Source organism: Mycobacterium adipatum (assembly GCF_001644575.1).
GTDB classification, from domain to species: Bacteria; Actinomycetota; Actinomycetes; order Mycobacteriales; family Mycobacteriaceae; genus Mycobacterium; species Mycobacterium adipatum.
In genome coordinates, this window is record NZ_CP015596.1 from 4597097 (window position 1) to 4622803 (window position 25707).

11 protein-coding genes are annotated in these 25707 nt (G+C 63.8%); 4 read left to right on the forward strand and 7 right to left on the reverse strand.

Annotation, left to right across the window (positions count from 1 at the left end):
- The first annotated feature begins 253 nt into the window (after window positions 1-253).
- From A7U43_RS21840 to A7U43_RS21850, 3 genes are all read left to right on the forward strand, one after another.
- Window positions 254-5473: a RecQ family ATP-dependent DNA helicase gene (locus tag A7U43_RS21840; protein WP_231963378.1), complete on the forward strand. Its 5220-nt coding sequence runs from the start codon at window positions 254-256 to the stop codon at window positions 5471-5473.
- Entirely contained in the window at window positions 5470-11910 is a 6441-nt protein-coding gene (locus tag A7U43_RS21845) for a DEAD/DEAH box helicase (RefSeq protein WP_067999338.1), read from the forward strand. Before A7U43_RS21840 ends, A7U43_RS21845 begins: the two co-directional genes overlap by 4 nt.
- A gap of 65 nt (window positions 11911-11975) precedes the next feature.
- Window positions 11976-12788 (forward strand): endonuclease/exonuclease/phosphatase family protein, encoded by an 813-nt coding sequence (locus A7U43_RS21850; protein WP_156525990.1) that lies wholly within the window; start codon window positions 11976-11978, stop codon window positions 12786-12788.
- 39 nt (window positions 12789-12827) lie between these two features.
- Here the strand turns inward: A7U43_RS21850 and A7U43_RS21855 are convergent.
- Both A7U43_RS21855 and A7U43_RS21865 read right to left on the reverse strand, forming a co-directional pair.
- A protein-coding gene (locus A7U43_RS21855; protein WP_156525814.1) for an IS3 family transposase occupies window positions 12828-13972 on the reverse strand; the annotation gives its coding sequence in 2 pieces (ribosomal slippage) (window positions 12828-13705 and window positions 13705-13972; 1146 coding nt in all).
- A gap of 745 nt (window positions 13973-14717) precedes the next feature.
- Window positions 14718-16370, reverse strand: a complete 1653-nt coding sequence (locus A7U43_RS21865) for a nuclease-related domain-containing DEAD/DEAH box helicase (RefSeq protein WP_067999342.1) — start codon at window positions 16368-16370, stop codon at window positions 14718-14720.
- A 313-nt stretch (window positions 16371-16683) separates the two neighbouring features.
- Between A7U43_RS21865 and A7U43_RS21870 the strand changes: the two genes are divergently transcribed.
- The gene (locus A7U43_RS21870; RefSeq protein WP_197499890.1) at window positions 16684-17982 is read left to right on the forward strand and encodes an SIR2 family protein; all 1299 of its coding nucleotides are present in this window, start codon (window positions 16684-16686) and stop codon (window positions 17980-17982) included.
- Between the two features lie 4 nt (window positions 17983-17986).
- Here the strand turns inward: A7U43_RS21870 and A7U43_RS21875 are convergent, their stop codons facing one another.
- From A7U43_RS21875 to A7U43_RS21895, 5 genes are all read right to left on the reverse strand, one after another.
- Window positions 17987-19021, reverse strand: a complete 1035-nt coding sequence (locus A7U43_RS21875) for a hypothetical protein (RefSeq protein ID WP_156525991.1) — start codon at window positions 19019-19021, stop codon at window positions 17987-17989.
- 188 nt (window positions 19022-19209) lie between these two features.
- Window positions 19210-20346, reverse strand: coding sequence for a Wadjet anti-phage system protein JetD domain-containing protein (locus A7U43_RS21880; RefSeq protein WP_067999347.1), 1137 nt, complete (start codon window positions 20344-20346; stop codon window positions 19210-19212).
- Entirely contained in the window at window positions 20343-23708 is a 3366-nt protein-coding gene (locus A7U43_RS21885; protein ID WP_068003399.1) for an ATP-binding protein, read from the reverse strand. Before A7U43_RS21885 ends, A7U43_RS21880 begins: the two co-directional genes overlap by 4 nt.
- Complete coding sequence (locus A7U43_RS21890; RefSeq protein WP_067999349.1) at window positions 23701-24279, reverse strand: DUF4194 domain-containing protein; 579 nt, start codon at window positions 24277-24279, stop codon at window positions 23701-23703. The genes A7U43_RS21885 and A7U43_RS21890 overlap by 8 nt, the downstream gene beginning before the upstream one ends.
- Window positions 24276-25700: a DUF3375 domain-containing protein gene (locus tag A7U43_RS21895; protein ID WP_068003397.1), complete on the reverse strand. Its 1425-nt coding sequence runs from the start codon at window positions 25698-25700 to the stop codon at window positions 24276-24278. The genes A7U43_RS21890 and A7U43_RS21895 overlap by 4 nt, the downstream gene beginning before the upstream one ends.
- Window positions 25701-25707 lie beyond the last annotated feature (7 nt).

The following is a 25707-nucleotide window of genomic DNA, read 5'->3' on the forward strand; positions in this document are numbered from 1 at the left end:
CGGACCGCCCCCTCGATGACGCTCTTGCATCTCCGCCCTGCGCAAGGTTCGGGAAATGTCCCACCGGCAGATGATTTTGTCGCTAGAACTAAGTATGGTTTGCCCAAACGTTCGCCGTTGACGCGAACGTCAGTATGGGTGTTTGCCGCTTGGTGGGGGTTTTGAGGGTGCTGGCATTCTGCCGAAAAGTGCGATCTGCGTCGTTGCTGCACGTCAGTCGGCTGCGCGACCGATGACCACCTCGACTCGACCGATGCCTCCGGCAGCCGAGGCTGCCCATCAGGCGCTTTCTGAGTTCGGGCCACTGGCTGCGTCCGAGCTTCGCGAGAAACTTCGGCCGCGCGGCTTTGTCCAGCCGATCGAGCGCCTGCAGCAACTCGCCGACAGGTTTCCTCATCGCTTTCAAGTGAACCCCGACGGGCTTCTCGCCGTCGCGACCACGTCTGCCACCTCCAGAGACGACGATCCCGACCGTGCCCCAGGAGACGACGTCGACTGGTACCGCCCGCACCCTGATCGCATCCCGCTCGACCGGGTCGCCGTGCTCGACCTGGAGACCACCGGACTCAACCGAGCCACCGATTTCATCACGGAGATCGCAGTCGTCCGACTCGACGGCACACCCCTGCTGGACGTAGCAATCGAACTTCCACCGGGAATCGATCGTCCCGCTCCAGCGCGATCAGAACCAGTACCCCTTGGCGAGGCGCTTCGCCGGTTCGAGACTGACATTGCGGACATCGGCCTCCTCATCGGCCACAACATCGTGAACTTTGATCAGAAGTTCCTCATCGCTGCGGCCAACCGCGCAGGCCTGCACCCTCCACGGCTGCCACCGATCATCGACACCCTGCACTTGTCCCTCCTTGTCGACGTCGCCCTGCCTAACCGGGGCCTTGCCGATCTGACTCAGATGCTGAATGTCGACCACTCCGCACGCCATCAGGCTCTTTCCGACGCGACTGCGACCGCCGCCGTATCCAGAAAACTGATCGCTTCGGTCGACGCGACAGAACCCAGTTGGGCACTCGCCATTGCCGCGCTCGAGACACACTCGCACCCGCTGGCTTTGATCATGCCGCCGCTGAGCTCCGTCCCCGAGCTCACAACATTGACTCGAGATGCCGACGCGCTGCTGACGCCAACAGGGTCGGCGTCCCCCGATGCGTGGTCCGCCACCCGGAACGCATTTCCCGTACTGCACCGGCAGCGGGGCCTTCGATCGCGTCCCGCACAGCAAGAAATGGCACATGCCGTCGCGCAGGTCTTCGACAACGGCGGCCGGGTTGCCGTCGAGGCCCCGACCGGAACTGGAAAGTCGCTGGCCTACCTGCTCCCGGCGATCGGTCGCGCGTCGCGCCCCCGACAACCCGTGTTGTTGGCAACCGCCACGAAGGCTCTGCAAAGCCAGCTACGTGACGAAGCTGCGCGACTGCAACAAGAGAATCTGCTCGCCGCACCGTTCCGCCAGATTCAGGGCGTCGGCAACTACGTCTGCGCGCGCGAGCTCGAAGATGCCCTGCCAGATGTCGACGCCTCCGGTCTCGCGCTGGCAGTCGCTGTCCGTGCACTCGCCACATCTCCCACCGGCACGTGGGACGACGTGACCGACGACGTGGTTCGGCGCGCCGACACCCGATACGCACGCACCCGCGCACGTATCAAGACAAGTTCAGGCGGGTGTGATCGCACGTCGTGCAAGTGGGCCTCGTTGTGCCCTCTGATGCGTCAAATTCAGGGGCTCGATAGCTCCCCCGGCATCGTGTCCGTCAATCACGCGCTTATCGCCAGTTGGATAAAGCTTGCGCAAAGCGGCATCCCCGCACCCGGAGACGTGCTGGGCGAAGGCCGCGCCGACCTCGTTCTCGACGAAGCCCATGCGCTTGAAGACTCACTTACTGCTGCATGGACCGAAGGGATCGACGCGCTCGAACTTGAGATCCTCGTCAACAGTCTGTCGCGGCGATCGCGGTTGGTCCGCGAGATTCAAAAGCGCGCACCTGGGCGCACCGACGTAGTGGACGCCTTGCAAGCAATCGCTGCCACGCTGCCGCAGATTCGCCCAGCCGGCACCGAACTCTCCGAAGCCATCGCGACGTATCTGCATGAGTATGCCGGCCGGGCGGACGCTGTCGTCCTGCGTTCTGGCGTAGTCGACGGTCGCCCGGAGTTCAGGATCCTCCGCCAAGCGGCCCGCCAAGTCCGATACCAGCTGATCCAATTGGCGAAAGCCGTTTCGTCGCTGCGCAGCTCACTGAGTGACGTCGCGGGAACTGGATCCGCCCGACAACGTCTCCGCGGGTATGCCGAACGTCTCGACAATGCCATCAATCTCCTCGAGACACTCGGACCGCTACCAGACAGCCACCTGTGGGTGTACCGACTGGCCGCCGAGGAGGACGATCCCGCCGCGTGGACTTATGAGCGGCTCCCGATCCATATTTTCCCGGAGTTCAAGCAGTGGGTTGTCGATCGAACACATTCGACGGTGCTCTGCTCGGCAACGTTGACGGTTGAGCACCGCTTCGACTACACCGCCTCCCGACTTGGCGTCCGTATTGATCCCGAACCAGGCGACGACGATTTCCGAGCCCTTCGCTTGGCATCGCCGTTCGATTACCAGAACCAATCGGTGGTAGTGCTCACCAACCACCTTCCGGTGCCGATCCCGGTCAACGAGCGGGAGTTCTGTGAAGAGATGGCGGCAGACCAGGCCGGATTTCTGTCACTGGCCGGGGGTCGGACGCTCACCCTCTTCGCTGCCCGAAAGCGCATGGATGCAGTGGCAGACGGAGTCCGCACAAAAACCGCGGAACTTGCGCAGCGCGGCGTTGAGCTGCTCGTCCAAGGCGAGCTCGGCCGATCACAGATCGCACACCGATTTCGGAACGAACAGGGAACCGTTCTGTACGGACTCAAGTCGTACTGGGAAGGGTTCGACGCACCCGGAGAGACCCTGTCCTACCTATTCATCGAGAAGCCACCCTACCCGCATCCCGACGATCCACTCGTGTCCGCACGGCAACGAGCGATCGCTGAACGCGGCGGAGATCCGTTCCTCGACTACGTACTCCCCATGACTGCCATGCAGTTCACCCAGGGCTTCGGGCGCCTCATTCGGTCCGAGACGGACAAGGGCGCGGCACTGATTTGTGATCGCCGACTGCACGCGCCGACTCAAGCACAACGGGTCATGCTGGGCTCGCTTCCGGGGCCAGCGATACACGAATCCCAGGACCGTGACGACGCGTGGACTCGCGCTATCGAATTCGTCACTGGAGAAGCTCCCGATCTGTCGACCGCGATCTCATTCGGGCGCGACGACGTCACACAACTGCTCGAGTCGCTTCGCCTCATCGAGGGGGAGGATCCGACCGCCAAACTCATCGAAGCAGCCGAGAAGCTGTTCGGCATTGCCGAACTGCATCCAAAGCAACTCGAAGTGATGCAAGCGATCATCGACGGCAGAGATGTTGTCGCCATTCTTCCGACAGGATTCGGAAAGTCGGTGTGCTTCCAGCTGCCGGCGCTCCTCGCGCCTCAGGCCCGCGCGACGGTGGTGGTGTCTCCGCTGGTGGCACTCATCAAAGATCAGGTCAACGATCTTCGCGGCCGCCGAGGCATCCGTCCGGTTCAAGGAATCACCGGTACGACCTCTCGGGTTGTGCAAACTGAGATCCTGCGCGACACCGCCAAAGGTGACGTGCGCTTGCTCTACGTCTCTCCCGAGCGTCTAGCGCGCGACCCAGTGCTACGCGGGGCGCTCGGACGCCAACAGCTGAACCGTGTCATTGTTGATGAAGCGCACTGCATTTCAGTATGGGGCCACGATTTCCGTCCGGAGTTTCGGCAGGTCCCGGCATCGGTCGCCTCGTTCGACACGCGACCGCCCCGCGCCGGCCTAACCGCGACAGCAACACCTGACGTCGAGGTTGATATTACCGGCGCGTTGGACATGGTCGAACCCGTGAGTGTTCGCGAGCCCAGCGACCGCCAGAATCTCAGATTTCGCGTCGTGCATTGCGCCGATGAACGTGACCGCGCGCGGGAGTTGCTCCGGTTCGTCACGTGGTGCGCCGGCGTTCCCGGCATCGTCTACGTCTCCAAACGCGCTCTTGCAGAGGAAATTGCGGCGTTGCTCCGACGAGCCGGATACTCCGCCCGGCCGTATCACGCCGGTATGGTGCCCGAACAGCGGGATGCTGTGCAAGAGGACTTCGATTCCGACACCACGCAAATCATCGTGGCGACTAAGGCTTTCGGCATGGGCATCAACAAGCCGAACATCGGCTGGGTGCTGCATTACGACCTCACAGATTCACTGGACGGCTACGCACAGGAAGCCGGCCGCGCAGCACGATCCCGCGACCTCACAGGCAATTGTGTTCTCCTTTACACTAACTCGGATCTTGCCCGGCGCCGCCGGCTCATCGAAGCGAACAGCACGAAGGCGGATGCAGCGATCACTCAACGGCTGCTGGCTCTTCTGTGGACATGTACCGAGCGACGCGACAGCCGTGTGTTCGACATCGATGAGGTCGCCGACCAGCTTGGCATCGATGATGACGAAGTCAATGTGCACTTGGCCCAGCTTGAACGTGTCGGAGCGCTAGAGCAAGAACTGGATTGCTCAGCGCGCGGCACCGTTGATGTCGGTTTTCGCGAACCCGAAGATGAGCGTGAGCGCACGCTGTTCCGAGAGCTCTTCTACCGGGCCCATCGGGCGCGGCCGAATGTCCGGATTCAGATCGACTTCCAACAGCTAAAGGACGCGCACGGCTACGACCCCGACGACCTTGAACGACAACTCATCGATTGGTCCCTCGACCGCTTGGTGACCTTTTCGAGTTCACGCCGACTTCGCCGCGTGCGTCTGCTCAAGCGCGTCGCCCCGGAAGATGTGCTGGCGCGTGAGTCTGCCCGCTGGAAGTGGTGGCAGAAGCGTCGCCTTCAGGCGATGATCGACTACGCCACAAATGAATCGGACTGCCGTCGGATCATCGTTGGCCGACACTTCGGTGACGAGATCGCCGACTGTGGAAGCCGCGATATCGTCACATGCGACATCTGCGAAGGCACGCCGGCGCCGTGGGCATCGACTCCAGATCACCTGGTTCCCGATCCTGAACTCCTCGTCAACGCCGAACTCACTGCCCTACAGGCGATCGCGTGGTCGTCGTCGTACCGCCGCGGCGCCTACGGCGAGGCCAGTTTGAAAGCGGCCGTGCTGGGCCGAGAATCCCTCGGTGAGGGCCGGCCACTGGGCGCCGGCGTTCTCAGTTGCCCGCAGTTCGGCGCGCTGCGGCACGTCCGCAATGGCGAACGCCGTTGGGACGAAACCGTGCACAACCTGCTTGACAAGGGCCTGATCGAGCGACGTGCCGTCGAACGAGAAGCGACACGCACGGCGTACCAGAGTTTGGCACTCACCGCCCTTGGGGCACAAACACTCGGCGTACCGGGAGCACAATGATCGAGAAGCGCATCACCCAGCCGCTACTGGAGTCAGGCCAGCTGACTCTCACCGAACGAGAGTGCAGTGCGCTCACCCTGCCGGAACACAGCAGCAGCATCGATCTCGAACTCGAGGGCGAGCCGTTCCACGCCCAGTGGAGTGGCCGCAGCCGTCAACTGACCGGCGACGTCCTCACCGAGCGACTGCAGGACTACGGCCAGGACGGAGGGCTGCTTCGGCTGCGGCTGGTCGACCAGGTGTACCGACTTCAGTTGCTGCCCCCTGGGACGGCCAGCCAATTGACCGTTGCTCCACCACCCGCGCCGATCACCACCCGCGCGAAAGCAACCAAGACCAAGCGTCGCGCAACGGTCGACCGACAGTTTCATGCCGACACCGAGTACGACTGGGGCACCGGCGGTACAAAGACCATCGGGTTCCTTGCGGCAGCCAAAGAACTTCTAGGCGATCAGCTCAAGGCCGCTGGGTTTGATCCATTGGAACTCGTTGAACTTCGTCTTCAAGGCGAAGAACTAGCGACTTTGGATGATTTCGAAGAGCTCCTCGCTGTCGACGTCGCCAACGTGGACCGGATGCCACATCAGGAATCGGTTGCGCGTCATGCGCTATCCCGTCTGCGAGGACGAGCGGTGCTGGCCGACGAGGTCGGCCTCGGCAAGACCATTGAGGCAGGTCTGGCCGTCAAGGAGCTGGCGTTGCGTGGCCTAGCGAAACGTGTCCTCATTCTGTGCCCGGCTCCGCTGCGCGAACAGTGGCGTGACGAAATGAACCAGAAGTTCGATCTTGCCTTCGACATCGCTTACCGAGGGCCTGAGATCAAACAACAAGACAAACTGATTCTTAGCCTGACCCTCGGTAGATCGAACGCCGACCAACTGACCAAAAAGCCCTGGGATGTCGTGATTATCGACGAGGCTCATCGGGCGGCCGGTCAAGGTGCCAGAAAAACACGGGACCTCATCACTTCGCTGACCACCGCCTGCCGCTATGCATTCTTTCTTACTGCTACACCAGTGCAGAACGACCTGCTCGAGCTGTACCGGCTGGTCGAACTTCTGCGCCCGGGAACATTCGAATCGGTCAATGCTTTCAAACGTCAGTTCATGCAGTCATACGATCCACGGACGCCGAACGACCCTGCCGCTCTACGCAGGCTGATCAGTAGCGTGATGGTTCGAACCACACGGGCCCAGGCTGGTGTCGACCGCGTTACCCGCCGCGCGGTAGATGTGCCGGTCGACCTCGGGCCGCGCGAGCGCGAACTGTATGCCCTCAGCACGGACTTGCTTCGAAATGTTATGCGCGACTCCGGGGACACGATGCGCCGCAGGAGCCTCGCGCTTCGACTGACGGCGAGCCCCTTCTCGATGGGGACCACTGCGCTGCGGATGGCTGATCGACACCCAGACCATCGGGTCCGCGAAGTTCTTGGTCGCGTCGGCCATTTGGCGATGGACATCCAGGGCTCAGCCCGCGAGAACAAAGCCATCGAGATCACCCGCAAATGGCTTCGCGACCACGGCCGGGTCCTGATCTTCACCCAACACACGGACACCGTCACCGGACTACTGCGGCGGATGGCAACCGAAGGCATAGTCGCGCGAAGCTTTCACGGCTCAATGTCCGCGAGCGAACGCGCTGCCACTATTGCAGCATTCAGATCAGGCGACGCGCCCGTGATGATCTCAACCGACGCAGGAGCCGAAGGCCAGAACCTCCAGTTCTGCAACTGCGTATTGAACTACGACTTACCGTGGAATCCGATGCGGATCGAGCAACGGATCGGTCGCGTCGATCGATTGACCCAGCCAAAAGACGAAGTTCACATCGCAAATCTCTACGCACGCGGCACGATCGACGAAAGCGTCTACAAACTGCTGGCGGAAAAGCTTCGCATGTTCGAGCTGCTCTTTGGCCAGGTGACAACGATCCTCGGTGAACTTGACGAAGCTAAGTCCGCGACCTTCGAGACCCGCGTCCTTGAGGCACTTTTCGCAGACAACGACAAGAAGATGGAGGGGCTGCTCGGCAAGCTTGGCACCGAACTTGTACACGCCCGGGAGAAGGCGTCTGAGCTCATCGCCGCCGACAGCGGCCTCAGTAACTGGATGGCAGAGGCCTTCGAGCACCGCAAGGGTCTGACAAAAGCCGGCAGTAATGAACTCGCACCAGAGGCGATCGAGCGCGCCCGGATGCGACAGCGCCGTGTTCAGAGCTGGGTTCGCAGTGTGCTTAAAGCGCTTGATGTGCAACTGCTTCACGACACAGGCGAGGGCGATGGCGCATTCCTCACAGCGCATTTCGACGAGGAGTTTGACGCAGAGCTTGGCGGTCGCACGCTGATGCACCTCGCCTTCGACCGACTGGGCTTGGAACACCACCCCGATGCCGAACTATGCGCCGTTGGGTCGCCGGTTTTCGACGAGCTGCTCGGACTACTTCGGGTGCGCGGAGACATGCACGCTACTGTGCCGATCATCCCCGACGATATTGGCGGTAGCCCACTCAAGCACGCACCCAACGTGACGCTGACGCGACGTCGCCTGGTCCCGTCTGGCTCATGGAGCGGACAGGCAACATATCGCGCCACGATCGGTGAAGCCGAGACCACGGAGCACCTCATTACCGCGGACATCAACGGTCACAGCCAACAGCGGCTCGACCGACGTCCGTTGCAGGACGGCGAAACCCTCCCCTCTGCCTTCGACACCCCGTCAAAAGTCATCGCTGCATTCGAAAAGGCTGCGACGAGTCAACTCGAACGGCTCCGCCGCGACCGGTCGAAGAAGGTTGAGTCGGACCAGGCGATCGAGCTCGATCGCATCACTAACGGTTACAGGGCTCAAATTGCCGAGGCCACGGGTGAGGACCGAGCGCGTCTCCAGCGCGCCCTGCGGTCCGAGGAACGCCGATTGAACCGTCAACCCGATGTACGTGCTCGCGCCAAGGTACTGGCTTTGACACTCGACGAAGACGATTGGCTTGCCGAAGAAACGTGGGCGGGGCCGAATGGTTCCGAGACCACACTCACGTATGCCTGGGAGGATCCCGAGCCGCCGCTCGTCGAGAGCGATGCGTCGGGCAACCCGATCGACGTTCTAGCGCTCTGCTCCGACTCCCATACCGTCGACGAGTCTGAAGCGCTGCATTGTGGTTCGTGTGACCATGTGCGGTGCAAGGCTTGTGGCGTCGATGCTGAGTTCGCCGATTGTCCGTTGTGCGGTACCGACTCATGTGGCGTGTGCCGCACGGCCACCGGCGGGCTCTGCCGGCCGTGTGCATCGCCAACCCGCGCCCCAGACCTCGACGAGGAGTTTGCGATCGGCTGGCGCCTGAACGGCGGCGCCACGCTCCTTGTTGGACCTCGTGTCGCTGAGTTGGTCCGACCAAGCGGTTGGAGTCACGTGCTGGTGCCCGACGGGGATGTTGAAGACCGCAATCGCCAACGCATGCGGTCCTACGCGAAGCAACACGGCCTACCGCTGGACTCCGGCGTGGCGTTTCGCAATCTGACAGACCGCGCGGACTCCGACAACGTGAATCGTGTGCGACTCAAGACGTCAAGCGCTGTCGCGGTCGAGCATTCTATCTCTGCCGGGGGCGGCACAGGCATCAACGCCTCCGCGATCGATGACATTGCCGACGGACCTGCAGTAGAAGCATTGTCGGAACGCACATTCCACGTTGAGTCGCTCTTGCAGAGTTTGCGCTCTCAGGTGCCGCCTCCGCTGCCGCCAGCTGTCGTAGTGACTTATCGATCGACGTTTGACGATATGTATCTTGATTCCGATGGCCTAGCCAGAGAACACTCGGTCACCGACGATGACGGTTCGCTCAAGGTTGTCCAAACTGAGTCAGTACCGTTCTCCTGGTATCAACCGCTGACACATAGCTCCGACCTGGCGGCCGCGGATCTTGGGGGCCTTCGCGTCTCGCTGCAGCGGCGCAACGAATGCGTCCTCGTCCAGTGCCGAGATGCCATCGATGCATCTGTTCAACAGTGGGCAGCTCTCCCTCACGGGCACAACCTGAATGCAGAGCTCGGTTGGTTCCGCTACCTCGAATCACTTGGAATGCCGGGAGGACGGCTGGGGAAGTTTACTGAGGAAGTTCTCACCCTGGTGACACCGTTCCCGGTGCCCTCTGAGTGCGAACTCATCGACCGGACAATCAAGCCCGTGACCGTACTTGCGGAATCCGCGCCTGGCGACGAGCTGGTCTCCGCCAATGACTCGATGCTGGAGTTGGTAGGCCATACGCCCGACGCTACAGCGGGCCGGAGCATTGCAGCTCTGCCCGCTGCGATGAACCATGATCTGCTACAACGAGTTGCCCGTTCTTACACCGCTGCACTCCGCAACGGACTCGAAATCACCGAGGTATGGCAAGGCCACGGCCGGGCTACGCACCGGTATTCCGTCTTCAATGGTCACGCACTAGCGCCGGTTCTTAACGATGGCCAAGACCGCGAGTCAAACTTTGGCGTCTGCCGTGACGGCCACTTCTACGCGGCAGGGACAGCCGCTCTGTGCGGCTCATGTGACTCCTGGGCCTGCCGGGCGTGCGACGAGATTACAGGGCTGGCGTCATTGACCTGCTCGGGCTGCTCCGTGTCAGTGTGCCAGCGTTGTGCAGCTACAGAGCACGCAGTCCCGATAGCATCGTGCGTTGTTTGCCGGGATCACGCTTGCTCTGACTGCGGCCGTGATCCGTCCGTCATCGGTTGCGAGATGTGCGGGCGCGATGTCTGTCGCTCATGTCGGTCCGACAAGACCTGCAAGGCCTGTGCACATCTCGCTCCCGCGGCGGAGGAACAACTTGCTGAACTTCCTGTTGAGCTCATCGCGGCGGGAGCGACAGTGCTCATAGGCTCAGACCCCGACGCCACCGTCGTGGTGCTCAATCGGGGCGGTGCATACGAGCAGGCGATCATCCGGAATGGTTTAGTCACCCGCTGGACCGCTTTCGGCCGATCAACGATCAACCACGAGTACGAATTGCGGTTGGCAGCCAGCCGACAGGCCGGTACCCAGGTCGTTCCCGTACGAGCTGCGAAGACCCTTGCTGCGACGCTGTCCGATCCGCACATCGTCGTCGCCGCGGATTCTTCGTACTTTCCTGCATGGTCAATGCCAGAAAAGGCGCTTCACGGCAGATCGACGACTTCGTTCGGTCGGCCGGAGTCTGACCTGATGCAGTCCGTTGTGAAAGAGTTTCCGACGCCAGCAGTGCTACCGCATCCAGACTTCACCACGCCGCCCGCAATGAAGTCCGTCTTCAGTGCAATGGATCGACCCTCGCCCATTCACCTCGAAGTGGGTTGGGAGAGATCTGGTTTCGAGTTTGCAGTAACGTCGAAAGGCATCTTGTGCCGGCACTTTGACGGAACCGAGGAACAGAGCGCATTCACAGCTTGGACCTGGGCAGACGCGCCCACGATGCGCTGGGTTTCGGAGGCCTGGGAACCGGCACCCTCCATCCGCGCGCATGCACTGTCATCGGAAGTCGAAGCTGCGCTTGTGAGCATTGCGTCGCTGTGGGCACTGGGCGTACGCACACCTCAAGGAACACGTTGGTACAGAGTGCGGGCTTCCGATTCTGCCGTGGCCGCAACCGCTCTTTCGCGGTGGATGGGGCTCGACGACGCAGACGAGGTCGGTGTCTTCACCGATCCGAAGGCCGTCAGACTCTCCCAAGCGAGAAATGCTGCTCGGGTAGACGTTACGACCCGTCCGGCAGGATCCCTGAAAGCTGGAGTGAAAACCGCTTCAAGTAATGCGGCGAAGGCGCTGTCCGCGTGGGCGCCGCCGGCGGGAACGAAACAGCCGGAACTTCAACAATTGCCGCAGCCATTGAAGCTGGGGTTGGAGCAGTTAATCGGCCCTGTCCTCAACTGGATGCAACTCGACGTCGGCGCACACGTTGAGCAGTTGACAACAATGCCCAACGGGCATGACTGGTTGTACCAACGCACCCTTCCGGCGGGACAGATTGACGCGCGTCGAACCAACGCAACGTCGGGCCACGTGCTCGACGAAGGCGTAATCGACCGCGAAGGACATTTCGGCGTCGCGTCGACGCAATGCCAGTACTGCGGCGGAATGACCTGCGCCGTCTGCACGTCCAAAACCGTGGCCTGCGACTGCTGCGCAATCGACATCTGCAAGCTTTGCATCAGAGAGCCCCACGACAATCTGTGGCTATGCCCGGCGTGCATTGGGACGCGACGGCCCAATCGGAGCGAGGCCAGGGAGCATGGACGATTACTGTCCACACGCCGAATGCTCATCGGTAACGATCCGCGACACGCGGTCGTATTCGAACGTTCGAAACAACATTGGACACGTCGTGATGCTGCCGGAGGAGCAAAGCAACTGATCGCTAATCCATCAGTCACCGAGTACCTGGACGGACGGTTGGCGCAGGCCGAGTAGCAATCGTTGGCGGGGCGCACCTTTTCCACGAGGCATCTCGCCGTAAACAAATTTTTCGCAAGGCAGTGACCACATCTACCGAACAACAAGATTCAGGGGCGAATGCAGTGCGATTCCTGACATGGAACATTCAAAGCGGTGGCGGCAACCGCATCGAGATGATCGTCGACGAAATTGCTAAACTTGAGCCAGACGTAGTTGGGCTTACCGAAGTGAGGCACGGCAACCTAGGCTCGCTGCGTGGCGCACTACACCAGCGCGGCTACGAGTTCATCGAAACAACGTGCTCCACCGGCAGCACCAACAGTGTCCTCATCGCGTCAAAGCTTCCCCTCAAGTCTATTGACGAACCAGTCGCCCATGACCCCGAGCGCTGGCTACCTCTGCAAGTCGCCGAGAGCGATCTTCACATCCTGTGTGTTCACATTCCTGGCGGCACCGACAACAAGTTCGGTGCCGACGGCTTGGGTATGTCGGGAAAGAAGCGGAAAGAACTCCTGTGGGACGAGGTCATTGCATATGCTCGACGGCACCGTGATCAGCGCGTCGTCTTGCTAGGCGACTTCAACACCGGTCTGCCGGAAGATGCGCAAGGAACGCCCTTCGTCCTGTCTGACTACATTCGTGTGTTGCGTCTTGAAAAGTACGTTGACACTTGGCGGAACCGCAATCCGAAAGCGCGCGAATACACGTGGTACACGAAGCGGAAGAACAAAGAGACACAGACCTCGGACGACTACAACGGTTTCCGGCTCGACTACATCTTCGTTTCACCGACCCTTCGTGACCGAGTTGTCGACGCCAGACATGTTCACGATGTGCGGATCAACAAGGTATCGGACCACGCGATTGTCCTGGTGACGAGTCCCCGTTACTGAGTCCACCCGGTTTTGGAGTCGGGTTGGTGTAATCCGTTCTCAGTTGATGCTGCAGGCCACCGGGGTATGGGTGCACCTGCACGCCGCAGCGTACTCGGCCGGTGTGCGGTAGCCCAGGGCCGAGTGGCGGTGTCGATGGTTGTGTTCGTGCTTGAAGTCGCCGATGACCACGCGGGCCTCGAACAGCGTGTTCCAGTAGTTGCGGTTGAGGCATTCCTTCCGGAGTCGGTTGTTGAACGATTCGATGTAGCCGTTGTCCCACGGGCAACCCGGCGGGATGTACACCATTCCGGTCTTGTTTTCGCAGAACCGTTGCAGCGCTTGAGAAACCATCTCCGGTCCATTGTCCATCCGAAGCACCTTCGGTGGGCCGCCACGAGCGGCGAACACCTTCGTGAGTTCCTCGACCAGCCGCTCGCCAGTGATCGAGCGCTCCACCACATTCAGTAGCGATTCGCGGGTGTGCTCGTCGATCATCGACGCGATCTTGATGGCCTTACCGTCGATGGTGGAGTCGAACTGGAAGTCGATCGCCCACACCACCTTCGGCGCATCGGCGAGGATCGGCGGCACTGAGGACACCCCGGCCCGCTTGCGGGGCGAGACGACCTTGACCTGTAGGCCTTCTTCGCGCCAGAGCCGGTGGATCTTCTTCTTATTGACCTCACGGCGCTCGTCGTAGCGCAACGCCGCCCAAGCACGCCGAAACCCGTGGCACGGGTGTTTGGTGGCGTAGCCGCGCAGCCAAGCCCTCATGTCGGCATCCGGATCGGTCGGAGTCTGCGCCAACGGCAGGCGACGGTAGGTAGAGCGGGCCAGCCCAACAGCTTTGCACGCCAACCGTTCCGACATGCCCAAGGTCTCCTTGAGCATGTCCACGGCGCGGCGCTTGGCAGCTGGGCTCAGAATTTTCCCTTAGCGACCTCCCGCAGGGCGTCCTTCTCAAGTTCGGCGTCGGCCAGCAGCCGCTTGAGGCGGGCGTTCTGATCGCGCAGCTCCTTGAGTTCCTTGGCGGCGTCGGTGTCCATGCCGCCGTACGTGCGCCGCCAGTTGTACAGCGTCGCCGGCGAGACCTGCAGCTCGGCGGCGATCTCCTCACCGGTCTTACCTTCGGCAGCCAACTCATCTGCCCGGCGCAGCTTGCGCACGATGTCCTCCGCGGAATTCCGCTTCCGACCAGCCATGTGTTCATCGTCCCTTCTGGCCCGACATCGGGCCACAGGACTCTAAAACTGGTCGGACTCATTCAGCGGGAACACGCCACTTGCAGACGTGGATGTGACGACGTGACTCAGACGTCCCCCGGCGATTTGCCACGGAAGAGAATCCCTGTCCTTCGCGTTCGCGACACTCCCCAGCGACGGGCCGTCATAGCTCGCTATGACGAGTTCGAGAGGCGTACCAGTCCTTCTGTCCCACGCTTCTTGAGCATCACTGAGTTCGCGCATTATTTCGGACTCCCGGGGTCGACCTCGTTGAAGGCACAAGTGCTGCCCGAACCAGACGCGATAATCGGAAGCATCAAGGGCTGGTCACGGTCAACGGTCGATACGTGGGCCGCCAAGCCGCGAAGCGCTCCAAACGAATGTACCGCCGTCGGAGCCCGGTACCTAAGTCGGACGGAGGTCGCGAAAGTCCTCGGATTCGTGTCTGTCGATTCGATGTCGAAGTTCCCGCTTCCGGAGCCCGACGCCATCATCGGAGAAATCAAGGGCTGGAGACTGTCTAAGATCGAAGAGTTGAGTGCCGCAAGACGGCCCGGTCGCGGTCGCCCCGCAATTCAGCGCGTCGCGACGAGACGAGCTCCTGAGCGCCAGCGCGCCCTAGCTAACGGCAATCCCCACGAAAGCCCCGATTCGGTGTCGGATCGACCGGCTTGGACTTACTTGGAGTAGCAGCAGAGGCCATCGGGCAGCGGCTCGAAGCGCACTAGTCGACAATTCCCAACCGCCGCGCCAAATCCGCCCCACCCACCGCCGCGATGAACTCCGGGTCCCCACAAACCACCAACTGATCCCGCGCCCGTGACAACCCGACGTACAGCCGCTCCCGGGACCGCTCGAACGCGGACTGCTCATTGACCACCAACACCACCGCACGTCGCTCGAGACCCTTGAATCCGAGCACATGGCCGTAGAACACCTGCTCGGCGTCCCAGAAGCTGTCCCAGTATGCGGCGCTGCCTGCGGCCTGGCGCTCACGCTGCTCCGGATGCCTTGTCCCGGTCGTCAACAGCGCCACATCCTCGGGCCGCCAGCCCTCCTCCAGCAAGATCTCCACTTCGTCGTCACCGACATTCATCGCGTCTTCGGCCGAGCAGGCGACGAGCTTCACCGCGGGACCGTCCCCACCGAGGAACCGCATCGGGTGATCGACCAATGGTTGAAACGCCGTCGCGATCTGCCGGGTGTTGCGCAGGTTGTGGTCGAGTACCAACGGGACCAGCGGCACCGGCGGTGAGCCGTGCCGGTTGAACACCCGCTGCCCCTCGTCGGTGAACAGGTACAGCCCACCGCTCTCGTCGTCCTTCAACGCCCCGAGCAGCGGATCCCACCACGCGTCGGCGAAGTCCTGCGCCTCGTCGACCACGATCGCGTCGAACCGTTGACCGGGCTCCAAACCTGCTGCCAGCTCGGCCATCTGGGCGGGCAGATCGTGCTCCCAGAACTGCACGGTGTCCTCGGTGCGCAGCGATTCGTCCGGGCCCTCGGGCGCACCCCACATCTTCCCGAGATCGTGGAACTCCCCGACATAGGCGGGCTGCTGGCGCCGCGGCCACCCACCGGTGATGCGCTCCAGGTACGAGGCCAGGCCATGCGAGTAGCAGACCAGCGCCACCCGCTGCCCGGCCCGCGCCAACCGGCGAGCCTGCTCCATCGCCAAGAAGGTCTTGCCGCTGCCGGCGCCGCCGCGGATCTCTACCCGATTCAGCAGCCGGATGGCATCGAGGATCACCGATTGGTGCTCGGTGAGCACGTCGGCGGCGTCCTCGTTCTCCAACGCACGGGCCACCACATCGCGCTGCGGCAGACCGCGTCCGCTCAGCGACACCATCAGCTGATCGACCCCATCGGCACTCAGCACCGGACGGTCAAGCTCCTGGCTGTGCAGGTTATTACGCATCCGCCCCACGAGATCACCAAGATCATTGCGGTCGAATGCTTTCCAGCGCGGACAGTCGGCCAGGCCGAAGTCCTCGGGCAGCTCGGTGTTGGGCAGCACGATGACGTGGTCCCAGCGCAACCGCCCCTGCGTCCACCGGGGGTCGTGCTCAACGAAGCTGCGCAGCGCATAGCAGGCCTCGCGGGCCTGCCGGACCGGTTCGATCTCGCATTCCCGTCCCCGCCGGATCTGGCGCCAGCTCTGACCGTCGTGCCAGACGTCCCCGCCTTTGACCTCGACGCAGACGATGCCCGCACCCTCGATCGCGACCAGGAAATCCACCTCGTGGTCCTTGAGGTGGTCAGTGACCCGCTTACCGGCGATCACGACACCGTCATCACCGAGCTGCTCGACGAGCAGATGGTGAACCCGGCGTTCGGCGGCGTTGGCCAGCCGCGGTCCTGCCACATCGGTGCTCATGCCGCCTCCCCCGCTTCTGTTCGGATGGTAACGAGCAGTGCAGACAAGTCACGAGTCCTCGAAGTCCGTGTCGCGCGCCGTGTTGAATAGCGCCATGGCGGGACATTTGTTTGTACTTCGCGGGGACCTCGTGCGGCTCAAGTGCAGCGCAATCCTCATCCCCTGCGATACCAATTGGGAATTGACGAACCATTGGAAGGCTCTGCTCCAGATCGACAAGTTCGACGAGTCGCCCTGGGGCCTTCGGCTTCGTGCTCGCCCGGCAGACGCACGGTTCGTCGACCTGGCAGATCATGCCGGGCGACGAATCCGCATGGTCCCGACCGCCAACGACGCGGTTCTCGATCCGCATTGGGTGGCAGAGGGAGTCGCCGCGGCGATCAGAGACTTCGCGATCGGGCTTGAGACCGTGTCGGGCAGGATCAAGCCTCTGGTGGCGCTACCGTTGGTGGGCACCGGCGCGGGTGGATTCGAGCACCGGCGCGGCGCGCTGATCGCAGCACTGCTACCCGCACTGCAGCGTGTGGCTCGCGACACCGACATCGACGTGGCACTGGTGCTCTACCACGAACGCGACCACACCGCCGTCCAAGCTCTCCGGTCAGAGAACGACTGGAGCGAGTTCGCGAAAGAGCAGCTGAACGTCGCGGACACACTCGGCCGGCGGGCGGCGAAACAAGAGCTCGCGCTGTTCCTCGGTTCCGGCATCAGCGTCCCGCTCGGACTTCCCGACTGGAAAGGACTGCTGACCGAACTGAACGGCGCCGAACTGGAGAATTACTCGGCTGCCGACGCACCGAAGATCGCACAACAACTCGCCGACAAACTCGGGGCCGCCCATCTGCACCGCGTCGTCGCCGACCGCACAGCGATCTCCGACGTATCCCCCGCCCACCTCCTCCTCGCCGGCCTCGGTGTCCGCCAGAACGTCACCACCAACTACGACCTGGCCTACGAATCGGCCCTGTCCGGCACGCTGGGCACCGACGGATTTCAGACTCTGGCCCGCCAACTCGCTGACCAGTCCAAAACATGGCTGTTGAAGATGCACGGCGATGCCCGTCGGCCCGACAGCATCGTCCTGACCACCGACGACTACACACACCTCGAGTCCGAGCTGCGGGCGGTGCTCGCCGTGGTCGAAACCTTACTTCTGACAAGCCATCTGCTGTTTGTCGGCTACAGCATGGAGGACGACGACTTCAGCGCGGCCGCCGACCGCGTGCGCAGGATCCGCGCACTTGCCGAGGCACCGTCCGGCGACGACTTCGCGACCGTGCTGGCGTTGCACCCGGGGTCGGTGAAACCCCAGCCGGGCCTGAAGACGATTTCGATGTTGGACTCAGCCGACACCCTGGCTGCGGCACGCAAACTGGAGATCTTCCTGGATCGCATTTCGTGGGCCGCCGCGCGCGCAGACCAACGCTCTCACGCACACCTGCTCGATCCGCACTACGACGACCTCTTCGCCGACGACCCAGCAGACACCCGACTGCGCGAACTACTGGCCACCCTCGTCAGCCTCGGCCCCGACGATCCCGCACGCAACAGCAGCGCATGGGAACGGGTGGAGTCGTTACTGAAGGATCTCGGCGCCGACCCGCGCCCCTGATGCGCTACCCCACGGCATCCCAATACTGCTGCAACCCACTGCGAACCCGGTCCTTGAAACCCTTCTGCACCTCGTCGATCATCGCGAGCGTCTGGGCCGTCAGCTCCGCACCAATGCCGCTGCGTCCGTGGGCAAACGGGACAAAGGCACGCAGCAGCGCAGGCAGGCGAAGCACCGTCTCCACTGGTTCGTTCCTGCCGTCCGGCAAGTCCCCTACTGCATAGATGACCCGGAATGCGCTCCAGCGCTGCGGGTCCCCGCTACGCATGCCGATCAGTTGCTCCAGCACCTCACCGAACTCGGCAAAGCCGAAGCGCCGTCCCTCCGGAGAAGCAAAGAACGCCTCGACCACGTCCGCCACGCTCTGATCGGCGCCATCGCCCTGGTATTGCCGCCCGCCTTCGGGCAGCCGAGCAGCCAGCCACTTGATCACGGCCGAGAACCCCGGACGCCTTTCCCTGACCGGGCGGGCAATGCCCCAGCCGAACGCCTGCTCGATCCATGCCCGCGCGTCGGCCGTCGTCATCTGCATCGGGTGGCCCACCCATTCCCAGGACTCCAAGAGGACGAGCACGGCATTCAGCGGCTTGTCCCAGATCCCGACATCCTTGACCGTCGAGTACTCCAGATGATCGATCAGCACCCCGCAGGTGATCGCACGACCGTCGGCCAACCGCACCTCGAACAGGACTTCATCCAGATCACCGAACGCATCGGTCAACCGGATCGCTCGGCCGACCGTCAGCTCCGGCAGATCGGTGATCCAGCGCGGCACCGCATCGGCACACGCCGCGACCTCCTCGCGGCACCACTGCTGGAAGTGCTCGTCGCCGACCGCCATCTCACCGAGCAATGTGACCACCGCGGTGTAGTCCGGTGGCCGCGCCGCGGCGGCCTCGTCGATCAGTTGCGTCGGATCGAACCGCTCCTTGCTGAGGCTCGCGAGGTACGAAAACTCATGCGGTAGCAGCACTTCGATCATCCGCCCCACGAAGAGCAGCATGTCCAGCGGATGCTCCGCAGTCGATGCGCTCCGCACGGGGTCGATCCTGCTCGGTTCCGGGCGCACAGCCCGCCGTCGCGCGTCTCGGCGGGCCCGCTTGGCCTGTCGCCGCTTCCGTCCGTCGTTCATGAGCCGGAAGCTACGCCCGCTCCCCGACAGACCGGCGCCAACAGAGCCCGGCCGTCTGCCAGGGTTGTGGATAAACCCACAGCCGACTGTGGCTGTCACCGCAACCGCCGCAGCACCCAACCCCAATCGATGCGTTCCTGTTCCAGCCGCACCCGCGTCCCCAGGCTCGATTCCACCAACTCGGTGTACAGGCTGAACTCCGGCGGCGTCAGCCGGGTCAGGATCGAGGACGCCGGACGATCTTCGGTGCCCCAGCGGTCACGGTGGGCCAGCAGCGTCTCCCGATCCATCAGCACCGAGCGTGCCGCCGGCAGCCAGGCCCGCAGCCGATCCAGGATCGCAAACCCATGCGTGTCGATATCGCCCCAGTACACGACGTCGGCGCCCACCAGCCAGGGCAGCCGACCGGCGTTGTCGACCTCGAATCCCTTGCCCCAGATCACCACACCGTCCTCGGGGACCGGGACGCTGAGGTAGCTGATCTCGTTCTCGACGATGATCGCGACGCGGGGCGCCACGTCGAGGTCGACCAGTTCCGAGGCGCGTACCGCCAATTCGGTCAGCGGGCCCGGCAGCCCCAGCGACGCGGCCGGGCGCAACCGCACCAGCGTCGGCTTGGCTCGCAATCCGAGGTCTGCCAGAAACCCCGACGCCGATGAGGACACCCCCAACATACCCGCCACATCGGCGCGATACCGCTCGGCGAACTTGGTGTCCACCCCCGGCGCGCTGATCTCCCGCAGGTACCGCCCCGAATCCCGGTGACCGTCGAGCCATTCGTAAGCCGCGACCAACCCCGGCAGCTGCGGCGCGAGGGTCAGCGCGCGATGCGGGTGCGCGATGATCCAGTCCCGGATCCCGGGGTGGGGCGCGGCGAGCATCTCGTCGAAACACCGGACCTCGGCCGCCACACCGAGCAATGCCCAGGCCTGCTCACGGGTCGTGATCACGGCACGGACTGGCAGCTGATTGCGGCCGATCTGCCGGCCGCCCACGGTCTTCCATTCCAGCGCATACCGGGTGTCCTGACGTCGGCCGCGGTCCAGGTCGGCGACCCACTCCCGGGCGGCGCCCACATCGTCGCCGATCTGCGCCGGGGTGGGACCGCGTAGGGACACCGCGATGGGCTCGAACGGTTCACCACGGGCGTGACCACGCAACAGCGATCCGTCGTCCCAGCGGCGTCGGATCTTCGCGGTGATGTCGGCGACCGTGGTCCACGCTGCACTCACGTGCGGTCCCGCCGATCACGGAACTCCTCGATCGTCATGGTCTGCAGCCGAGAATAGGTGCCGGTCGGATTGTCGACGATGCCAATGGCTTTCACGTACGGCTCGATGACGTGCACCTTCTGCAACGGTGTGACAATCAGCAGCTGCAGCCCCAGTGTCGCGAACAGATCCAGTGCGTAACGCGTAGAGACATCCGAACCCCGACCGAAGGCCTCGTCGATCACGGCGAACCGGAAGTCACGGGACTGCGCGGCACCCCATTCCAGCCCGAACTGATACGCCAGCGACGCCGCCAGGATCGTGTAGGCCAGCTTCTCCTTCTGCCCACCGGATTTGCCGTCGGAGTCGCTGTAGTGCTCCCATTCGACGTCGGTGTCGCGGTCCCGCTCGGAGGCCGAGAACACGAACCAGTTGCGCACATCGGTGACCCGCCGCGTCCAGTTCTTGTCCGATTCGGCGTAGCCGTCGCGGCCGCGGAACCGTTCGATGATCCGCTTGACATCCAGGAACCGCTGCTCGGAGTACTGTTCCCCGTCGACAGCCAGGGTGTCGTTGGTGAGGTTGCGCAGATCTGAACGGAACTGTGCGACATCCTGATTGGTGGTCGGTTCCTTCTCCAACCGGATGAACCGGCCCGGGTTGTAGGGCACCGCACCGAGTGCCTCGTTGATGCGGTCGACGCGCTCGTCGATGGCCGCGGCCTGCCTGCCGAGCCAGTTGTTGAACCCGGCCAGCTCCTGGATGGCGTTCTTGTTGAGTTGCTCCTTGAACTCGGTTTCGAACCGTGGCAGGTCGTCGGTGGCCACCCGTTCCCGGAACGCCAGGAAGTCCCCGCGGGCTTCCACGGTGGCATCCATATCCGCGCGCAGCTCGGGCCATCGGCCGAGGACCACGGCCATGGACTGGCCCAGGTTCAGGCCGTGCCCGTTGAGTTCGCGGGTGAGTCGCTCGATGCGCCGATGCAGCTCATCGGTCAGTGCCGACTCGACTGCGGCGCAGTCCGCGGCCCGCTGGGGTTGCTGCTTGCCGAGGCGCTGCTGCAGCGCCGGATACGCCGCGCGGGCCTCCTGCAGCCGTTCGGCCGGCTGCGCGGCGACCAGCTCATCATCGCGGATGCGATCGGACTGCGCGCGCTGCACGGCCGCCTGGGTCGTGGCCAGCTCGCCGGTGAGCTTCTTGATCAGTTCCTTTGCGGCCGCTTCGTCCTCGGCGTTGCGGTCCAGCGCCCGGGTGATCTCCTCCAGCCGCGATGAGCCGGCCTGCAGTCGGATCCGTTCGGCATCATGGTCTTTGGCCCGGGACTCGGCCTCCTCGACATCCAGATCAGCCCAGGACCGGAAACCCTCGACACGCAGGAACGCATCCAGTCGGCGCTGCAATGCGTCGCGCTGCTCACCGAGTCGCGCCGCCTCGGCGGCGGCGAGGTCGCGGTCGTGTTCCAGTTCGGTCAGCTCGTTGCGCAGCGCGGCGATCTTGCGCTCGTTTACCCACCCCAGCACCCACCGCCGCGGATCGTCGACGCGGTGCCGGTCATCCTTCTCGTGCCGGTCACCGGAGCGCACCTGCCCCTGCCGGGTGACCGCCCGGCGCTGGGCACGGAACTCGTCCAGGGTTGCCGCACAACGGAAGTCCGCCCGCTTGGTCAGCTCGTTACGCAGATACTCGGCGAACGGTCCCTCCCGCACATCGAGGCAGTCGGCCAGCAGCAGCCCGTCGACGGCGGCCGGCTGCAACCGGACCCGATGCTCGGGCACCCGTTCGTAGACCAACTTGGCGCCGCGGCCCGCGACGCTGAGCCGGCGGCCGTCGACCCAGCCGGTGACGGCGTCGTAGTGCCGCTGCGGAACCAGCAGCGACAACGCAAATCCGCGCAGCACCCGCTCGGCGGCGCCGCGCCAGTCGGCGTGCTCGTCGGACACGTCGAGCAGCTCGCCGGCATACGGCAGGTCCTCGTGCGTCAGCCCCAGCGCCGCACACAATTCGGCGCGGATCGCGACCTGCTCGTGCGGCAGATTGTTGGTCCGTTGCTCCAGGCTGGTGATCTCTTCGGTGAGGGCGCCGCACCGGCGTTGGGCTTCCTTTTCCCGGCCGATCGCCTCGACGGTCGCGGTGTCCAGATCACGTTTCTCGTCGGCGAGCCGCGGACGCTCGGCGGCAACCAGGGCAGCCAGCGCGGTAAATGCCGCATTGTCGACGGCCGCCGGCAGCCCCGCATCACTGACCGCACCATCGAACAGCGTCCTCGCCTGCCTGCGTGTGCCGGCTTGAACGCGGGCCTCCTCGGCGAGGCGTTCCAGTTCACCGATCCGGTCCCCGCCGGCCTTGGCACGCTCCTCGATGAGGGCCTCGCGGTCCTGAGTGAGCTTGCGCTGCTGGGCTTCCGCGGCATCCTGCCGCTGCCACAGCGCCCCACCGTCGACCTCCAGTCGGTTGATCTCCGCAGTGAGCAACCCGGAGCGCAGTTCGGCGATGAACAGTCGGACCGCCGAGCGCTCCGACTCCAACCCGTCACGTTCGGAGTGGGCGGCATCGTACTTGGCGGCGGTGTCCACGATCGGCTGCAGCGCCTCCAACTGCTCGCGGGCACGTTTGACGGCGTCGTGCGCCTTGGTCAGATCGTCAAAATGGCCGATGATGTCGGCGACCCGGGCACTCGAGTCGCTCGGTTCGAGCATGTGGTCGCGCACAAAATCGTTGAGGTTTCCCACCGATTTCATCGATACCGTCTGGTGGAACAGTTCCAGCGCCTGCTCGGAGCGGATACCCAGCAGTCGTCGCAGTGAGGTGGCGTACTTGGGGAAATCGTCGAACACATCGGCACCGGCGGAGCGCAACCGCTTACGCAGGTCGCGCAGATCGGTGCCGAAATCGGCGAAGTCCGTCGCGATGGACAGTTCCTTGGCGCCGGTGACGAAGAACCGGTAGGGCTGACCGGTGCTCTCACGCTGCTGAAATACCTGCGCCAAGGTGACTGTCTCGTCGTGGCCGTGGTTGTGGAACACTCCGAGGATCACCGAGTACGTACGCTTGTTCTCCCGCAAGCCTTTTGGCCGTGACTTGCCGGTCGCCTCGTTGCGTTCGGACTTGTAGTGCCCCTCGACATAGGAGCGCAGGGTGCGTTCCTTGGCGTCGGCGCCGGCGGCCTTGTTGTAGGCAGCCTTGTGCGAGGGCACCAACAGCGTGGTGAGCGCATCGACGATCGTCGACTTCCCGGAACCGATGTCCCCGGTGAGCAGTGCGGTATCAGTGCCGGCGGTGAAGCGCCAGACGCGGTCGTCGAACGTGCCCCAGTTATATACCTCGGCGTACCGCAGCCGATACCCCGCTCCGGGTTCGGTTGTGCTGAAAAATGTTTCACTCATCGTCGGCCGTCGCTCCGGCATACTCACGCAGCTTGGCCGCGAAATCGTTCAAGGTCTGGGCGTCCACATAGGCCTTCAGGATGCGACGCACCTCCCAGTGGTCGCGCTGCCCGCGCAGGGGCCGCAGGAAACCGAGTTCGGCGGCCTTCTTGATGGTCGTCTCGACCTGGTCGACGACGCGGGCGTCGTTGGTGGATTCGGCCTGGAACAGCCGCAGCATCTCCACGATCTGCTCGGCACTGAGCACCAGGCGTCCCTCACCCCCGTTGGTTTCGAACTCGACGAGCCGTTTGCGCAGCAGGACCAGCAGCAGACTCACGTTGTAGGTCAGGGCGCGTCGGCGCACCAGCCGCGGCAACGCCTCCTCGCCCTGTTCCTCGGGTCGTGACCGCAGGTAGGCGTAACCCTCGGTGTCGTCGATCACCACGTCGACGCCGATGGTGGCGAAATGGTCCTTCACGCCGGCGCCCAGCCGCTCCAACGTCCCCCAGGTGTCCTCATCTGCGGTGCGATAGACGACACCCTGCATCAGCCGGATGATGGCGGCGGCGACCCCGCGGTCGTTACTCATGACCGCCGTACCGTCACCTTCGGTAGCCGTGCCCGTTTGGTGACCTCGGGGTCGCTCGGGTCGGGGTAGTCGAGCACCGTCTCCTCGGTGTCGTCCAGGTCGATGCTGACATCCTCGTCGTTGAGGGCGAGGTAGCCCACGATCTCGGCGGCCCCCTGCTCGATCGGGTGGACCGCAATGACATCGGACAACAGTGCCGAGGAGTTCTGCGGCAGCACCGCACGGATGGTCTCGGCCAGCCGAGCCTGATCGATATACGTCTGCGCGAACAGCAGATCGGCGTCGACAGCCTCGTCGGCCTGGGCGACGTGGCTCTCGACGGCAGCCGCCACCGGCGGCTGATACAGCGGCCGCTCGAACGGCAGCGCGATCTCGATGCCCGCTTCGTCGACGTCCAGGCCGAAGGCCGGTGGATGGTCACGAACCGCGAGCGCCGCGGCCTCCACCGCCCGAACCAGATCCAGCACTCGTCGGTTCTCCAGCCACACTTGGTCATCGAGGAAACGGCGCAGTTGCTCGGAGATCTGCCGGACGGTGCGCTGGGCCCGGTCTGCGGCCTCCGACCAGTCGTGATGGATGCCGCGCATGCGTGGATCGGCATCGACGGTGTCGAGAGCGGACACCCTGGCCAGCAGCTCGGCTAGTTCGGTCTGGCGTTGCTCGGAGAGTAGGAAATCGTAGAAGGACTGAAAGCTGCGGCCCTGATCCGACCCGGCGATCTCGGAACGGCTGCCCACCAGATCGGCGAGCAGGTCACCCTTGGAACCCTCCCAGGCCGCGATCTTCTCCCTGGCCGCCCGATCCAGCAGCCGGAAGTTCTCCTCGACCTCCCGGAAGTCCGAGAGCAGTTCCCGCGCGGTCGACGACAGCTGCTGGTAGCGGTCCCGCACTCCAGTCGCATCGAGCATCGGCACATCGCCGGATTCCACGGCTGCGATCTCGGCGTCGAGTTCGGCCCGGCGCCGGTGCAATTCGGCCAACCGGGCCTCGGGTTTCACCTCCGTGCCGTGCACAATCTGGCGCAGCAATTCGATCACGGTGTGCAGCCGGGATTCGGTGCCGACGAAGGACCGGCCCTGCAGGCCCAGCACCCAGGCGTAGGCCTTTTCGAAGGCCGGCGTCACCTCGTAGTGCACCTCGTCGTCGCCGGGCGGGTAGAACCGCCGTAGGTATCCGGCGTCGGTCGCGGCCCAGTCCTCCAGGTAGGCGCGCGGCGCCTTCGGGTAGCGGGTCTCGTCGGCGTTGAGCGCATAGAGGTGGTCGTCGAGGGCGTCGGCGACCGCACTGGCCGAGCAGGCACCGCGGTTGCCCTCGACGAAGAAGTGGCCGAGGAAGGACAGGACCAAGGCTGCGTTCCCGGCGCGCAACAGCCGCCAGGCCGGGTGTCGGTCCCGGACCGCGGCGATCGCGTCGTAGTCCACAGCCATG

What these genes read in the sequence shown, in the direction of transcription:
- A7U43_RS21865 (WP_067999342.1), bottom strand. Translation starts at nt 16,370, where the DNA reads ATGAGCACCGATGTGGCAGGACCGCGGCTGGCCAACGCCGCCGAACGC.
- A7U43_RS21890 (WP_067999349.1), bottom strand. Translation starts at nt 24,279, where the DNA reads ATGAGTAACGACCGCGGGGTCGCCGCCGCCATCATCCGGCTGATGCAG.
- A7U43_RS21870 (WP_197499890.1), top strand. Translation starts at nt 16,684, where the DNA reads ATGGTCCCGACCGCCAACGACGCGGTTCTCGATCCGCATTGGGTGGCA.
- A7U43_RS21885 (WP_068003399.1), bottom strand. Translation starts at nt 23,708, where the DNA reads ATGAGTGAAACATTTTTCAGCACAACCGAACCCGGAGCGGGGTATCGG.
- A7U43_RS21845 (WP_067999338.1), top strand. Translation starts at nt 5,470, where the DNA reads ATGATCGAGAAGCGCATCACCCAGCCGCTACTGGAGTCAGGCCAGCTG.
- A7U43_RS21840 (WP_231963378.1), top strand. Translation starts at nt 254, where the DNA reads ATGCCTCCGGCAGCCGAGGCTGCCCATCAGGCGCTTTCTGAGTTCGGG.